Raw genomic sequence first — 15,290 nt, 5'->3', positions numbered from 1 at the left:
ATCAGTCTCTTGGAAACCGTCTCTTCGACACATTAGATGAACTTCGTGAGGCTGCACTCATTGCGCTTGATGACATCGAGCCTCCGAATATCTTCACGTACTTATGTCCTTGAGTATTAATGTCGGACCGGCTCATACGGCCATTACCCTTGGTCAATAGTGGTTCTCGACCGAATTCATCAGTCTCGGGCGGGCGATGCTCTTCCAAGTATTCATCCAGAAGTTGAGGGAGTTCGCCCCGTAATTTGATCTCACGATCACTCTCTTCGTCATGTTTTAGTGGAGTTTCTTCAGAGTGTTCGAAGGAGAGTGTTGAGTTCTCATCGTCATCGTCGTAGTCGTCGACATCAAGACTGTATAGGCCAGACAGGCGTGGGCCAGCTTGACAGGCGATTTCCATGATCACGTGCTCGATACTGGCACGGTGGTATTTTTTCAAATACGACGTGGCCGCATTTGCTATCTTCGGGTCCAACTCTTTCTCGTCAACTCCCTCACCGGGGTCCAAGTCCGGCGGTTCTACCAGTTGTTTGAACCGGCTCGGCACCATCCGATGCTTGGATAGATACCCAACAAGGTCCCCAAAGAGGTACATATCGTCACTCAGTGTTGAATCAGCTAACGGCTCTTGGCGGTCCAACGAGTCGAATTTCCGCCAGTTTCTGTAACGTTCAACGTCCTCGCTCGTGATCTCATCAGTCGTTTCGGCAGCCACCTCGGACTTGAAATAGTCTTCAATGTAGTCGATCTTGGTATCGTAGTGATCTGTGCTATCGACCTCCTCGAGTTTGCTATCGCGGAATTCTTCGATAACTTCCTCAATCGGTCTGGATTTGCGAGAGATTTCGGGGAAGCGCTGCTCAAACTTGTCGAGTAAGGTCTCCGAATAATTGTCCAAGGTATCCTCAAGGAAGTTCCACAGTTCATCCTCTGGAACCTCTTCTGAGAGCTCCCCCGAAAGGAGCATATTCACTATATCTTCGGCATCGAACGATTCGGACATCTTTTATCGCATAGTTGTCACTGTCGGTGCTTGCCTGCCTGTGCGGTCCGCTCGCAAGAGTCCCGAATTCTACTGACCAACGGTGCGCCAAGGTCAGTCAATCGCGTTCAGGGCTCCTCTGATCGCATCACTGTGTAGCCATGATTTAGGTATAAACCCTGGCCCCCTATGCTCAATAGCGCCCTTACCAGAAATGTGCTTAGGACAAGCTCTAAATGCTGTTTTCAGGGTTTGTTCCATGTTACTTGAGATGTACTGAGAATTACCCTTTGAACGCAGGTCAATTGGTTCGATGTCGTTGCCAGCCAGTTCACGGAAAACAGCCCAGCTGAAGAATGAGAGATCCTACTCTGAACGTCCGGTTCAGCTTCTTCGGGTATTGACGCCCATAGTAGATGCCAGTGTGATGCCGACCCAGCACACGAACTGGAGGATCGGAGCGAAAACAAGGGGTGCTGAGAATCAGTAGCTTCCAGTTTTGAGCGAATCCTATTGGTCACTGACTGCTATCCTGTACTACCGTGCTCCCTCTCGATAGGTTTGGATGCTCTACAAACAAAATCACCAGCAAGCCCGCTACCGGCAATGTCTTTCCCCTTAGTGTAACGAATAGAGCTTGCCCCCTCTAAGCACAAGGAAACAGTGGAAACCGCAGTACAGCGATGTTATTACGACCAATTTGGCCCCAAATTTAGTAAGTGTGTTGTCAGAACTGGCCGTTCTGCGGGCACTACATCCTGTCTCAGAGTAACGGATTTAAGTGTGTCAGGGAATGGTCGGAATTCGCAACAGGAAAGGCGGATAATGGGGATTCTATCGACGCGAGTTTAAATAGTAATGCGGCTCGCGAACATAGACAGGGGCAAATATCGAGTCAAATCAGAGAGGATTACCGCAGAACGGGTGGTGAAAAGCTACTGTTCACCAAAAATATCTCAGGCCGGAGAATTATTGGGAGAGAAACGCTCTCTACGAGAGCAGCGTGAGATATTAGAACTAACCTCATCTGAGTGCAAGTGGTTATGGATATCCAGAACAAAGCCCCAAATATGACTCCAGAGGGAGAGTCGGAAACATCGGACACGGGAGACGGGTTCAATGCGTGGAGTGCGCTCCAGAAAGCGACCGAAAAAAACGCGGGCGGACATCCTCGCCGATATCGTCGGCCATCCCAAGGGCGCAATCAGTGTCGAAGAACTCGCGTATATGAACCCGCCACTCAGCGAAGATTCGATCCGGCGGCACCTCAAAACGTTAGCCGGTGTGGGCGTCGTCGAAGAGCGTACATTCGACCCCGGGGAGCGCGAGCGGGACTATCCGTACAAATTCTACGAGCTCTCCGAGAAGGCTCGGGAGTTGTTCGACAGAAACGGACTGTTCCCGCCAGACCCGTGGCAGCGGCAGTACCAATCCGTCGAAAAGACACCCAGAATCTGTGATATCGAGCAGATGTCCCGGCCCCGCTCGTAACAACGCAACCTCAGTGTCCGAACAGTATTGTAGTATAGAATCTTGCCAAAGGACTATACTACGGAATCTTGTAGATGAAGACATGACTGATTCACCCGGTCCAGGATCGTTCGCTGACATCAACGAGAAGGTGGGTGAAGAATGGGAAGCAGAGACCACACCGTACGAGCGGGTCAGAGAGGTCATTAGCAGAACTTACAGTCCGGTCTCGCCCGAGACTATTGCGGACGACGCGCGGACCTCGCCCAAAACCGCTCGCAAGCATCTCGAAGCGCTCGCCGACGAAGGATTCGTGACAACATCAACGAGTGAGACCGGTGGAACACTCTATCAGCGGTCGGCAGAGTCACTCGTCGTGGAGCAGGCTGCCGACATCCTGTCCGAGGTCTCGACCGACGATCTTCGAGAACGGGTCGCCGACATGCGCGAGACAGTTCGGGAGTATCAGAACGAATTCGGCGTCGAATCGCCCGAAGAATTGTCCGTCGCAGCCACGAACGACGTACTCTCCGGGACCGGAACCGAGTCCGAGACGATCGACGAGGAAACACTGCGGGAGTGGCAAACGACGCGTCGCAATCTCGCGTTCGCGAACGCCGCCCTCTCGATCGCCAACGCACAGAAGTTCGTCACCGACGATACTCAGCCGTCCAGTGGGAGTGTCTCACCCTCGTAATCAATGGGTGGAACACCATCTCCCGAATCCCACTCACTGCGCGGTGCGATCGACAGACCAGCATTGATTGCGATTCGGGACCTGTTCGACGACGAGGAACCGCTCGCAGCGGCCCAGCTCGACGACTTCCTGAATCCGTCTGTCCTCGAAGTCGAACTTGATGACGGACTGCTGGATGCAGAGAAGGCTCGTATCGACGTCCAATGGACGACCCGAGACGACTACAAGTACCACTACACAGACACTGATGACGTGAATTTCCGCTGGGGACGCCATCCACACAACGACGAGTACGTCCACGTACCGGGCCTGGAACACTACCATCCACCGCCGAACGCATCGTCCGATCCGACCGAAGTCGAATCGTCCTGCATCGAGCAGTCTCCCGAGATACTCGTTACTCGTGCTGTCCTCACCCTCTGGCGGGTAGCCTATCATTCTAGGTCTCTCGAGCCACTGAATGCTGGACAGAATCCGCCCTAAGACGCGCCAAGAAAGGGGAATTGCCCGTCTTGTTGCATGAAGACGGAGGTTGGAACTGTCACGACGGTATGCCGACCCGATATTGTGTCTATGTGTACCATACCTCAGCCACATTTAATACAATTGCCACGTTGAGATGTAATTGAAGTCGTCGACAGCACACAACCCGAGGAGATTCAGTATGATGTCAGCTCGCCACGTTCCACGGCTCGCTCGCTTGTCCATAGCCGTGGGCACCTTCGGCGAGCCCCTACGCAAACAGCGTGGGGACGAACCCGATCCGGAACGCTGGAATCCAGGCTACGCCAGTTGCGATGGCGTGACCCAATCCGGCGCTGTCCGGACACCACTGCCCGCATAACTCGGCCCCTACGCGGACTACCCGCCGGGGCGGGGGAACACGGGCCTGCCGCCTCCTTCCATCCAGCGATAGGACTGTCTCCTTCGAGAGGGTCCCGTGGATGGTGCTCGCGGCATCGTGATTCCAGCTCTCACCGAGAGCGGTGTGAGCGTGCAGCTTCGTTCGCGCTGAGCGGACGCTGAGCTGCTGGACGCCCATTCGCCCACAGCCATAGCTGCGGCACTGCACAGCCCCGGAGTCTCCGTTGGCGAGGGACGCGGGCCTTTGGAGCCCGAGGTCGCCGGTTCGATTCCGGCCGGGGCGACTGCCACACTGCCGACGTGGTGTAGCTCGGCTAGCATACGGTCCTGTCACGACCGTGACCCGGGTTCAAATCCCGGCGTCGGCGTCAGCGAGGTCCGACCGAATGGGAGGACCTCGAGAGCGAGCGGGGAACGCGAGTGACCCGCGAGCCAAATGGGATGCTCATCGAGGCAGGCAGCCCCTGTCCGCGTACCGAACGCGGGCAGGGAGCTGGGCCCGGAAGGGTCTGCAACCTGCATGATCCGATGGACATTCCAGGGATACCCCGAAGTACGCCCGCCTCGCGACGGCGGACAGTTGCGGTACAGTCGTTCGCCGTCGCACAGTTGTACAGCATACCAATCAACACTGCAAGTCGAGCGAGAGAACGACCCTCCCGCGTTGTTCGGGGACCCACGTTCAAATCGTGGTCCCGTACTCTGGGGCCGTAGCTCAGTGGCAGAGCGCCCGCCTTGCAAGCGGGAGGCCGCCGGTTCGAATCCGGCCGGGTCCATCAGCGTCGGTCGGTGCGCTGGAGTAACGCCCAGACACCTTTGATGGTAGCAGTACCGGACAGAAAGACGGGCTGCCAGCGATCGGCGCAGTTCACGAGTTGGACAGCACACCAATCAACACTGCAAGTCGAGCGAGAGAACGACCCTCCCGCGGGAGACCATGGCCACGCTCGTTCTCGATGACCTCGACGACTGGGTCGAGTAGTGGAGATACTTCGATCTCGCACCAGGGATTAACCGGGCTGGCCACTCGGGCAGGTCCGAGGGTGAGACGCCTCGGTGTACGCGGCGAGAGCGATCGAGCCGACACACAACTCTCCACTACGGTTTTCCCCGGTTTCTAGCACCTCCCCGTGGTCCAGCGGCGACGACGCCTCCCTGTAGAGGAGGAGACGCACGTTCGAGTCGTGCCGGGGAGACTTGGCACACGCGAGTGTGCCACAGGTGTGAGCTCGGGAGACGCTGCTCTCCCGACATTCGAGCCCTCGTAGCCAAATCGGCACGACAGTTCCTTTCTACGGAACAGATTGCAGGTTCGAGTTCCGGAAGACGAGTCTTCCGGCCTTCGCGAAGTCTTCGACTTCGCTCAGTCCTGCCCGTCCCGTGGCTGATGACCCAGCTGGCGAGGCCAGCCTGCTCCAGTGGAATGACATCCTCCGCGCCGTAAACGGAGAGGGAGCAAAGCTCCCTCAAGCAGTCGGGCGTAGCCCGACGACGGCGCGGTTTCCTCCGTGGGAGTCTCAGCCGGTCTACGACTCCCCGGAGGCAACATTCCCGTTGTGGTGGACGGTACTCGGGTCTGTGCGCTGTTCTTTGGGACGGTGAGAGCGTGGTAACTCCGACCAGTTGTGGTCGTCCCACTCGAACCGCACGGGCCGTGCCATCGGCCTGACTGTCTTCTCTGAATGACGCTTCAGGAACGTTTCTGACGCTGTGAGGTCGGCGTGCCCTTCGAACCCACACGGACAGGTAAGCGTGTCCTGATGCCGTGTCGTTCGGTCTATGCCGCCACACTGCGGGCACTCTTGGCTCGTCCACGCCTCTGACTGGACCTCGACGGAGATACCGTATTCCTCGGCGGTACACGCCAGTCGTTCGGTGAATTGCTTGAACGCCCAGAAGTTGTGGGTCTTGGCGTTGGTTTCGACCGACCAGTGTGTATCCAGCACGTCGGTCAAACCACCGATATACACGGTATCGACACCTTCGGCGTACAGTCGGTCTAGCAGATCACGACATAGTGCTTCTTGAGCGTGGTCGCGGCGACGGGTGCGTTTCCGGTACAGTCGCTGGATACGCTCACTACTGTACTGGCCTTCCGGGAGCTTGGATTGTAACCGGGCAATCTCTCGTGTCGTCTCACGGAATCGCTGGAACAACTCGCGGCCCTCGTACAGATATTGCTCGCCGGTCGTGGTGGTACAGGCGACGAGATTGTTTGCACCAATGTCCAGAGCGGCCGTCTCTGAGGCCAGTGGAGTGTCCCGTGCATCAGTAATAGTCACGGGTTGCGAAGCTCGGAAGGTGCTGTCAGTCTCGTCGTACCACAATTCCAACCGGCTCTGGTCTTCGTAGTCAGGCCAGTTCGGGTCGCCAACGACTTCCAGCCGAAGACGGCTTTTCGGGCTGTTGTGCCTGTCTCGGAGTTGTTCTCCGACGACTATCTCAAGTCGGGACCGTTCACCCCATTCGACAGTGTACGCATCTTTGCGAATGACGCCTTTGAGAACACGTCCGTCGTCTTCGTTCCCGCGGAATCCCGGCGGTTCGGGGTGTTCTGTGACCGACGTGTTTGACTCGTCGTGATACTGGTCTTTGAGCGTGAAGAACGACTCCCACGCTTCGGTGTTTTTCCCAATTACTTGTTGGGCGGTGGACGCACCGAGAACACCTTTGTACTTACCTTCGAGTCGGCCTGTATCGGCGTCCCACACGTCGCCCTTGAAGCCGTCTTCGTCGTTGTACCGCATGAGGCGCTGGTAATTGACTTCGTTCCAGAGAGCGGCGGAAGCGTCCAACAAGTCCCGTAGCACTTGCTCCTCTTCGTTGGAGAGCAGTCGCACGGCAAACGTGTTGGTACGCTTCATCAGACAATCCTGTGTACGTCCGCTTCGGGTTTGAATGTCAGCCATCCGCAGTGGAAGTGAACCTCGTCCGTCTTGTTGGAGACTCAGGGCCAACAATCTCTCGGCAGAATCTCATTAGAGCTTACGCGCTTCACGCCCGCCCTGTTCGGTCCTCGGTTCCGACCGTATGTCGGAACACTCGTCCCTCACCGGAAGGGCGGGACTCTCCAGCTGTTATAGGTAGCTGGCAACCTTCGACCTTGTGACGGTCGAGCGGCGAGTTCGAGACTCGTACCCGGCCCTCAGCCTGCGTAGCTTAATCGGCAGAGTGCGACCGTGGTATGGACGAGATCCAGGTTCGACTCCTGGTCCCGCAATGGCGGGTAGTCCAGTGGAGTGGACGCGCCGCTGACTCCGGCGAGATCGCAGGTTCGACTCCTGCCCCGCCAATCCGGGTGCGTACCTCAGTTGGTCAGAGAGATCCGCTGATAACGGATTCGTCGGAGGTTCGAGTCCTCCCGTGCCCACTCAGGACGCATGGTCCAACGGCAAGATATGGCCCTCACGAGGCTGTGATCGAGGTTCGATTCCTCGTGCGTCCATTGGCAGCGAGGGTTGGAGGTCCTCGGTGCCACGCGGGCCCCTAGCTCAATCGGCAGAGCAGCGTCCTGGCAGGACGAAGGCTCTGGGTTCGAGTCCCGGGGGTGTCTACTCTTGCGTCACTGGTCTAATCTGGCGAGGACACTGGCCTTCCAAGCCAGTAGTCTCGGTTCGAATCCGGGGTGACGCATGCGGGCCTGGAGCCTATGAGTACAGGCAGGCGGCTTTTAACCGCAAGATAGCGGGTTCGAATCCCGTCGGGCCCCCTCTTTCTCGTGCCTGGGAGTCCCCCGTGGTGGGGGAGCCGGGCTGTTACCCTGGTCGTGGACGGTTCGACTCCGTCCCCAGGCGTTCGGGACCGCGTAGTCCCGCATATCCTGACTCTCACTCTCGTGGGCCCCTAGCTCAATTGGCAGAGCGCCCGCTTCGCAAGCGGGAGGCACCGGGTTCGAGTTCCGTCGGACCAATAAGACGGCGTCACGCTCACTTCTTTCTCGTGACTCCCGGGGGCGTCCATCGGCCGCGATGGCAGAGTGGTCGAACGCACCTGCCCGCAGAGCAGGATCACATCGGTCTGGAAACCGGCGGTTTCCAGAGCAAACCCGGCGGCCGCAACGCAGTGAGCACGTCCGGACGTGGTTCGAATCCGATCCGCGGCTTCTGTGCTTCCGGAGTCCCCGATGGCGAGGGACGCCAGCCTTTCGAGCTGGAAGTCGAGGGTTCAATTCCCTTCGGAAGCACTGCGGAGCGATAGCTCAATTGGGAGAGCACCAGCCTGAAACGCTGGCGGTCCAGGTTCGAGTCCTGGTCGCTCCATTCCCCGCCGTTGGCGGGAAATTGTATGGCCGGGTTGGGGTACCAGGGAACCTTCGGTCCTGTGACGACCGAGCAGTGAGTTCGAGACTCACACCCGGCCCTGCGCCTGTGTAGCTCAATTGGCAGAGCACTTCCGTGGTATGGATGCCGTCCAGGTTCGATCCCTGGCGCAGGCTTCGGGCCTAGCCCCGACCCGAATTCGTGCCGGCATAGCTCAACTGGCAGAGCACCGTCAGAGCGAGCTCTGACGAGCCCTCGTTCGGCCTACCGGGCCTCACGAGGACACCACCCTTGTAAGGTGGCTGTGAGCGTTCGATCCGCTCTGCCGGCCTGGGGCACCGAGCCCCGTCCCAACTGGGTGGCCGTGGAGACGGAGCGTTCCTTCACTCTGGCACCCAGCGGGGTCAACTCCCGCACCCGCTCCATCGGTTTTCCGGCCACCCACCAGTCATTGCGGCGACCGTCGAGTCGGAGCGTTACTTCGCTCAGGATTCCCCGGGTTCAAATCTCGGCGGTAGACCAGCCGGTCTATCGTGAAGTCCGGGCAAAGGGAGCGTCCCGACACCGGACCCCGTTCCGATGGTTTCCCGGTCGCCACCACTCATAGTGGTCGTCGAACCGGCGCGTTCCTTCGCCTCAAGAGCCGGAGATCCGGGTTCGAATCCTGGGGGCGGAACCTCCGCCCTGGTGTAATCTGGTAGCATGCTGATCCACACGCGCCGGTGATCTTCCGACCACTGCCTGCCCTCGTAGCTCAGTCTGGACAGAGCACCGTCAGAGCAAGCTCTGACGAGCCCCCGCTCACTCCGTTCGCGGGGACACCGGCCTTCGAAGCCGGGTGTCGCAGGTTCAAATTCGCAAAGCGAATTTGAGCCCTGGAAGTCTCGCGCGGAGCGCGAGTCTTCCTCTGGTTCGACTCCTGCCGAGGGCGTTCGCTGCCTGCGGTCCCCGCTGGCAGTCAGTCTGGAGCCGTCTGTTACGGCTCCGGTGGTAGTATGAAATTCAACGATACTAAAGAGACACTCGCGGAGGCGACACGGACGACCAACCACGAAGGTGGTGCGGCGTTCGCGCCTGTCGATCCGCGACTCGCCCTGTACAAACGAACGATCAACCAGCTGCTCGAGGACTCGTACTACGAGTCCGACGAGGCACATCTCAAGGCCATCGTCGAGCGATTCGACGCCGCGGCCGATGACGACCCCGAGTTCGTCCTCAAACTCGCCGCCTACGCTCGGCAGGAGCTGTACCTGCGTGACGTGCCGCAGGTACTGCTCGTGCTGGCGGCCAACGACGACCGGTTTAAAGACGACTCCGACGAGTCGTTGATCCGCGAGTGGACGCCGTCGATCGTACAGCGAATGGACGAGACGGCGACCGCGCTGGCGGTCCACGACGACCTCTTCGGCGGCACCGCGCCGTGGCCGCTCCGGCGCGGTATCGAAGACGCCCTCGTCGAGATGGCCGACGCGTACACGCTCGGGAAGTACACCCTCTCGCGGCGTGAGGTGACGCTCCACGACGTGTTCAACCGCGTCCACCCGACGCCGGTCGACGCCGACCAGGAGGCCCTCTTCGAGCGGTTCATGCGCGGCGACCTCGACGACTACCCGGATGTCGAACCGCTCCCAGCCCCGAACACCTGGGAGACGGTGATCTCCGAGCGCGGGAACACCCGTGAAGCCTGGGAAACACTGATCGAAGACGAGGCGTACACCCTGCCGATCTTCGCGTCGATCCGGAACCTCCGGAACATGCTCGAGGCCGGCGTCGACGAGGCAACGATCGTCGACCACCTCGACCTCGAGGCGGTCCGGCACGCCCCGCTGTACCCGTTCCGGTACTACCAGGCCTACAAGGCCCTCCAAGCGGCCCGGATCGACGCGCCGGCCGTCGAGCGCTGGCTGGAACAGGCCATCGACGTGGCCGTCGAGACCGTCCCCGACGGCCTGGGCGAGACGTTCGTCGCCGTCGACCTCTCGGGGTCGATGGACGCGACGCTCTCGCAGAACGGCACCCTCCGGTACAAGGAGATCGGCTCGCTGTTCGGCGCGATCCTCGCCGACCGCGGTGCCCGCGTCGGTGGCTTCGGTGACGACTTCCGGGAGGTCCCGATGCACGCCGACGCGCCGGTCCTCCAGCGACAGGACGCCCTGCTGGGCATCGACGAAGACGTCGGTCATTCGACGAACGGCTGGAAGGCGCTGCGACACCTCCGCGAGGAGGGTATCGCCGTCGACCGCATCGTCGTGTTCACCGACATGCAGATCTGGGACTCCCGAATCGGGTTCAGTGACGACGCCGCGACGGTTCGCGAGGAGTTCGACGCCTACCGAGACAGAGTCGCGCCGGACGCGTCGCTGTACCTGATCGACCTGGCGTCCTACGGCGACCTCGTCACGCCAGAGGGCTACGAGGACGTGTACAACGTCTCCGGCTGGTCGGAGAACGTTTTGGAGTTCATCCAGCACGCTGAACAGCCGATGCAGGTCATCGACGAGATCGATGCTGTCGAACCGCAGTAGTGCGGATTCCAATTTTTCGAAGTGCGCGCGAGTGGTGTAGCCTGGCCGATCACGCGGCCTCGCCAGGGCCGAGACGAGCGTTCGAATCGTTCCTCGCGCATCGGAGTGTGGCTCGCGGTGCTACCGCGCGGCTCGCGGCTCGACGCGTCGCGTCTCGCCGCTCGCACCGACCGAGAATCTCCCTGCGAACTCATCGGTTCGCACGGGTCGATTCTCGCGCCGCTCTCCAACGGAGGTGACACACATGGCAATCACAGACACCGACACTGAACAGAACACGACGACCGTGCCGGCAGTGCTCGCCGTCCGAATCCCCGACAGCGCCGGGGCCGACCTCGCGACCGGCGCCGAACAGCGACTCGGTCGCGTCGAAGGCGTCCACGCAGTCACCGTCGACGGGCTCCGCGGGCTCGAACCGCGGTTCACCGCGACGCTCGTGACCGTCGCCGTCACCATCGAGAGCGGCGCGGCCGTCGAGGATCTTCGCGAGCGGCTCTCCGACGCGGTCTGTGTCGACACCATCGACCGGCTGGAGACCAGCGAGTGATGCTCCCCAGTCGGTTGATGTGAATAGGGACGACGAGAAACGTGGTGAGTACGCCTGACAAAATATCGGGGGAAGAATCGTCCCGCTCAGCCACTGACTGGTGTTATCTCGAATTGACGGCAGACCGTTTTTACGTAACGCTGAGCGGAGTACTTAACCGGTGCCGGATGCACGCGATTCTTTAAATATGTTCTGAGGGTGTTTAAGTACACATCGGTCGTCGGGAGACCGTGCTTCCGATGGCGACCCCCTCTAACCCTTTTACGTGAATCGCCAGTATTCTCGGATATGGTTCGCAGATCTGGCGTCGACGACGTTCTCCCTCCCCATGAGTTCGAGACGCTGTTTCAGAAAGCAGCCACGATCAAAGATCCTGCCAGAGCAGTCGAAATGTCGGGTCTACTGGTGTTCGCCGGTCGCCTCGGCGGGCGCAACGCAGAGGTGTTGCACACGTGCGATGACTACGTGATCCGCAATTACAAAGGCGAGATCGTCGACTACCAGATCCCGACTGGCCTCGAGTGCAGTGACGACTGTCCTGTCTGTCGGATGCTCGCCAAGCAGGCCGCACGGGATGCTGACGCCGACGATGCCCACTGGACCGACTTCATCGACCAGTACTGGTCGCCCAAGTCCCACGCCGGAGGGCGCAAGATCCCCGTTCTTACCGAACGCCAAAGCGAGATGATCGACCTGTATCTGGAGTATTACGGTGGGTATGAAGCCCCGATGACCGAGCAGACGTACCGCAACCGATTGCTCCGGCTCGAAGAGGTCTGTGACGCGGTCGATGTCAACCTCTATCCCCAGTCGTTACGCGCGACAGCCGTCAACAACCTCATTCTTCGCGGAATGAATCCTGTGATGATTACGAATTTTATCGGCTGGAAGTACCTCTCGACCGCGATCTACTACGTGACGAAATCTGATCATCGGCTACGGATGGCCCTCCAGGAAGCCTATAACCGCGACGTCACGATCCCGTACCATCTACCGGACGAGCCGCGGACCTTCAGCGAGATCCGAGCGAACAACGATCTGTGGGAACTCGACCAGCTGACGCCGGAGCGCTACCGCGCGAGTGACGACGACATCGATGGGAACGAAGATCCGTTGGAAACCCACGCACAGAAGTCGATCGAGAATACCACGCTGTCGGATTTCCTGGACTCGGCCGAGAACCAGAGCCAGATCGGGCCGGCTGTTCTCACAGCTGGGACGGAAGCAATCGATCACCTCGAGGAGCGCGGCCGGTCAGTCTGGGATCGCGTCGTCGGCCTGCCGCTCCTGGACCAACTGGGGAAGACGCGTCGACGGCTCCTTCCCAGCGGCATGGTCCTGCTAACGCTCATGTTCGTGACCGCTCTCGTGATCGCCAGCACCACGAACGCCGTCGACCTCGCGGCCGGGAGCGTGGAACTGACCCAGCCCGCGGCCGCGGCGCTTCTCCTCGCCGGCTATCAGCTCTTCCAGAGCTCGGATTCAGTACTCGGGGACCGCCTCGCCCAGCTGGACGGTGAGACCGATGCGTGATGACGTCGACGACGAAACTGAGCTGGAGCAGTCATCGCGACCAGAATGGCATACGTGGCGTGTGTCGTTGCGATCTCTTGGAACTACACTGACGAGCTCCGCGACGTACTCGGCGATGGTCTCGTTGTCTAGGACTCGGAGAAGTTCGAGACCGTTCGAGATATGGTCTTCGACGGTGATCTCGATGAGTAGAGACCTCTAACCCGCAAGCCATCCTCGACGCACTCGCCGCAGCTATCGACGCATTCAACGAAGAAGGATACGGTGTCCCGACGCGCGAAGACGCGATCAATTCCGACGCCGACTGGAAAACCCAGCTGACAAAAGCATGCCGGCTGCTGGCGGCGGTCGATACACTCTCCAGCCAAGGCTTCTATACCGCGACAATCGAATTGTGCTTCGGCGCGACCGAACGCTCCGTCGAAGCCTACGCCCTAGCTGAAGGTGGCGACGATCTCGATGACTTTCACGACCACACCACCTGCTACGACGGCGCAACCGCCCTCGGCCTGCTCTCCGATGCGACAACACGCAAACTCCGGCAGCTGTACAACACCAACCGCACAGACAGTTACTATGGCGGCCGACGCCCGACAGAACGTCAAGCGGAGACAATGCAGCAACTCGCTCGAAGCGTCCACAAGTACGCGACAGACCAGATCCGGGAAGGCGGGGTCTGCGTCTGCAACTCTCTAGAGTGACGGATCTTGGTTCTCATTCAGCCGGCTAAGGTGAGTAACCTGAGGGAGGACGGCAACGCCAAGCTCTATTACGGCAAGTCCAACAAGGTCACATCCTGAGCTCTCTTTTGAGTATCACGCAGGCATTTATTGACTAACGGATGTAATGCCGCGGTAGCATGCAACACGCGTTCCGGGTCGGGCAACAATACCGCGACACCGGGAGTTACCGCAACCCGGACGACCAGTTCCTCCGATGGATTCGCGGCCCGCTCGACACCGGCATCAAGAACACCGGCGGCATCCGCGACCTCGGTGCGGACCGGTCTGACACGCCCGCAGCACTCGTTCTCGTCTCCAACGACAGCGGTATCTCCCAGCACGACGACCCGTGGGAGGACACCCTCGCTGTCAACGCCGGGTACATCAGCTACTGGGGCGACGCGAAAGCCGACAACCCCTACGACGAGTCCACACAGAACCAGAAAATCAAAGCCGCCTTCGACAACGCCGCGGCCGGTCGGCGCGAGAACGTCCCGCCGGTTCTCGTCTTCCGCAAACCCGAATCAGGCGTCGTCGAATTCTGCGGCCTCTGCGTTCCCGACCACCTCGAGGTGCGCGCATACCGTGCTGAGGACGGAACACAGGTCCCGAACTACCAGTTCCACTTCTCAATCCTCAACACCAACACCGTCCCCGTCACCTGGCTGCACGAGCGCGCCCAGCAGAACGATGACAGCGCGGCACCCGACGTCTGGCAGCAGTGGGTCCAGTCAGGAGAGGTCGCACAATGGCCGACCGGTGAACCCCTCGATTCGAGCGGCCGGGTTCGCCGCTATGAGACTGCGGAAATCACCGTGAGCGACGCCTTCCGGGCAGACACACTCGAACGCTACGGCCACGAGTGCACCCTGACTGGCATTCAAGAAGATGCTTTGCTGGATCTCGCGCACGTCCTCCCCCGGAGTCAGCACCCTGACTTAGCTGAACACCCGGAGAATGTGCTCGTGTTGAACTCGCTGCACCACCGTGCGTTCGATGCCGCGCTGTTCACCATCGACAGCGACTACCGCATCCAAACGAGTCCCTCATTCGACCCAGCCCATCCCTTCCTTCGCGAAACCATCCTCAATCGACAAGACGACCAACTCTCGTTCCCACCGACTGTTGAGATTCGGCCATCGTTCCTCGAAGAACTCAACGCGGGTCTCTCATGGCTATAACTCACTCTTCCAACAGCTTGCCGGATGTACAGGGCGGCCTCCGGGTATTCTTCTTCGAGATTAGTGGTCATTGGCAGGCGAAGGTATTGCTGATCTTCGGCCAATTCGAGCCACCACTAAACGGTCAGGGGTTTCCAAATTCGGCAAGTGAGTGGTTCGGGCTGTCAGTGGTCCATTTCCCGATCTGAATGAGCTCGAACGTGTCGAGGGAAGCCGTAACCTCTTCGCCGAGTTGTGCCTGGGCCGCTGGTGGGAGACTATCGATGGGAATCGCGGTGAGTGCGTGCTGAGTGAGAAAGTAGCTGGTAGCGAGACTCGTCGGGGCAACAACAACGACATCCTCGCCGTCAACATCGGCAAGTTCCAGTTGGGCATCCCGATGCTGGAGTACCTCAGCATCAAGATCATCGACAGGGAACAGCTCGGCAGCGTCCCCGTAGTCGATGCTCGCCGTCGCCGACTGAAAATGCTCTTTGGGCATTAATAGTTGAGAATATATGCCCCATGAGC

General features: G+C 59.6%; 9 protein-coding genes, 14 tRNA genes and 2 pseudogenes. 23 read left to right on the top strand and 2 right to left on the bottom strand.

All coding sequences use genetic code 11. The features are described from left to right. The 8 genes and pseudogenes from MU521_RS16590 to MU521_RS16555 form a co-directional block, all read left to right on the top strand. Positions 1-113 (top strand): annotated as a pseudogene (locus tag MU521_RS16590) (IS630 family transposase); the annotation flags it as partial. 1,939 nt (positions 114-2,052) lie between these two features. Then, a pseudogene (locus MU521_RS21690) lies at positions 2,053-2,473 on the top strand (ArsR family transcriptional regulator). An 82-nt stretch (positions 2,474-2,555) separates the two neighbouring features. Further along, positions 2,556-3,149, top strand: a complete 594-nt coding sequence (locus tag MU521_RS16580; protein WP_092693963.1) for a DUF7342 family protein — start codon at positions 2,556-2,558, stop codon at positions 3,147-3,149. A gap of 3 nt (positions 3,150-3,152) precedes the next feature. After that, the gene (locus MU521_RS16575; RefSeq protein WP_092693962.1) at positions 3,153-3,632 is read left to right on the top strand and encodes a toxin-antitoxin system TumE family protein; all 480 of its coding nucleotides are present in this window, start codon (positions 3,153-3,155) and stop codon (positions 3,630-3,632) included. A gap of 589 nt (positions 3,633-4,221) precedes the next feature. Continuing rightward, positions 4,222-4,297: transfer RNA gene (locus MU521_RS16570), tRNA-Gln, on the top strand. Positions 4,298-4,307: 10 nt separating this feature from the next. Continuing rightward, positions 4,308-4,381 (top strand) — tRNA-Asp (locus MU521_RS16565). 337 nt (positions 4,382-4,718) lie between these two features. Continuing rightward, positions 4,719-4,789, top strand: a tRNA-Ala gene (locus tag MU521_RS16560). Between the two features lie 348 nt (positions 4,790-5,137). Then, positions 5,138-5,209: transfer RNA gene (locus MU521_RS16555), tRNA-Tyr, on the top strand. A gap of 330 nt (positions 5,210-5,539) precedes the next feature. Here MU521_RS16555 and MU521_RS16550 read toward each other — a convergent pair. Continuing rightward, positions 5,540-6,877, bottom strand: coding sequence for an RNA-guided endonuclease InsQ/TnpB family protein (locus MU521_RS16550; protein WP_092693960.1), 1,338 nt, complete (start codon positions 6,875-6,877; stop codon positions 5,540-5,542). Positions 6,878-7,233: 356 nt separating this feature from the next. Here MU521_RS16550 and MU521_RS16545 point away from each other — a divergent pair. The 15 genes from MU521_RS16545 to MU521_RS16480 all read left to right on the top strand — a co-directional run bounded on the left by MU521_RS16545 (position 7,234) and on the right by MU521_RS16480 (position 14,780). Continuing rightward, a tRNA-Val gene (locus tag MU521_RS16545) sits at positions 7,234-7,306 on the top strand. 3 nt (positions 7,307-7,309) lie between these two features. Next, positions 7,310-7,383, top strand: a tRNA-Ile gene (locus MU521_RS16540). Between the two features lie 4 nt (positions 7,384-7,387). Beyond that, positions 7,388-7,458 (top strand) — tRNA-Val (locus MU521_RS16535). A gap of 114 nt (positions 7,459-7,572) precedes the next feature. Next, a tRNA-Gly gene (locus MU521_RS16530) sits at positions 7,573-7,646 on the top strand. A 204-nt stretch (positions 7,647-7,850) separates the two neighbouring features. Next, positions 7,851-7,972, top strand: a tRNA-Ala gene (locus MU521_RS16525). Positions 7,973-7,975: 3 nt separating this feature from the next. Next, positions 7,976-8,115: transfer RNA gene (locus MU521_RS16520), tRNA-Cys, on the top strand. Positions 8,116-8,120: 5 nt separating this feature from the next. Next, a tRNA-Glu gene (locus MU521_RS16515) sits at positions 8,121-8,196 on the top strand. Between the two features lie 4 nt (positions 8,197-8,200). After that, a tRNA-Phe gene (locus tag MU521_RS16510) sits at positions 8,201-8,272 on the top strand. Positions 8,273-9,015: 743 nt separating this feature from the next. Beyond that, positions 9,016-9,203: transfer RNA gene (locus MU521_RS16505), tRNA-Arg, on the top strand. 64 nt (positions 9,204-9,267) lie between these two features. Continuing rightward, positions 9,268-10,797 (top strand): TROVE domain-containing protein, encoded by a 1,530-nt coding sequence (locus MU521_RS16500; RefSeq protein ID WP_092693959.1) that lies wholly within the window; start codon positions 9,268-9,270, stop codon positions 10,795-10,797. A gap of 25 nt (positions 10,798-10,822) precedes the next feature. Further along, positions 10,823-10,897 (top strand) — tRNA-Gly (locus MU521_RS16495). Positions 10,898-11,041: 144 nt separating this feature from the next. After that, positions 11,042-11,344 (top strand): hypothetical protein, encoded by a 303-nt coding sequence (locus MU521_RS16490; protein WP_092693958.1) that lies wholly within the window; start codon positions 11,042-11,044, stop codon positions 11,342-11,344. A 288-nt stretch (positions 11,345-11,632) separates the two neighbouring features. Beyond that, positions 11,633-12,877, top strand: a complete 1,245-nt coding sequence (locus MU521_RS16485; protein ID WP_175452905.1) for a hypothetical protein — start codon at positions 11,633-11,635, stop codon at positions 12,875-12,877. A gap of 212 nt (positions 12,878-13,089) precedes the next feature. Further along, positions 13,090-13,578: a DUF8154 family protein gene (locus tag MU521_RS21685; RefSeq protein ID WP_092693957.1), complete on the top strand. Its 489-nt coding sequence runs from the start codon at positions 13,090-13,092 to the stop codon at positions 13,576-13,578. Between the two features lie 158 nt (positions 13,579-13,736). Then, positions 13,737-14,780 carry an HNH endonuclease gene (locus MU521_RS16480; protein WP_092693956.1) on the top strand — a complete coding sequence of 348 codons (1,044 nt, stop codon included), beginning with the start codon at positions 13,737-13,739 and terminating at the stop codon, positions 14,778-14,780. A gap of 124 nt (positions 14,781-14,904) precedes the next feature. Here the strand turns inward: MU521_RS16480 and MU521_RS16475 are convergent, their stop codons facing one another. After that, the gene (locus MU521_RS16475; protein WP_092693954.1) at positions 14,905-15,261 is read right to left on the bottom strand and encodes a DUF8165 family protein; all 357 of its coding nucleotides are present in this window, start codon (positions 15,259-15,261) and stop codon (positions 14,905-14,907) included. Between the last annotated feature and the right edge of the window lie 29 nt (positions 15,262-15,290).

Source organism: Halorientalis regularis, assembly GCF_023698535.1.
Taxonomy (GTDB): domain Archaea; phylum Halobacteriota; class Halobacteria; order Halobacteriales; family Haloarculaceae; genus Halorientalis; species Halorientalis regularis.
The sequence above is the reverse complement of the archived record's forward strand: the minus strand, read 5'-3'. Positions and strand labels throughout refer to the sequence as shown.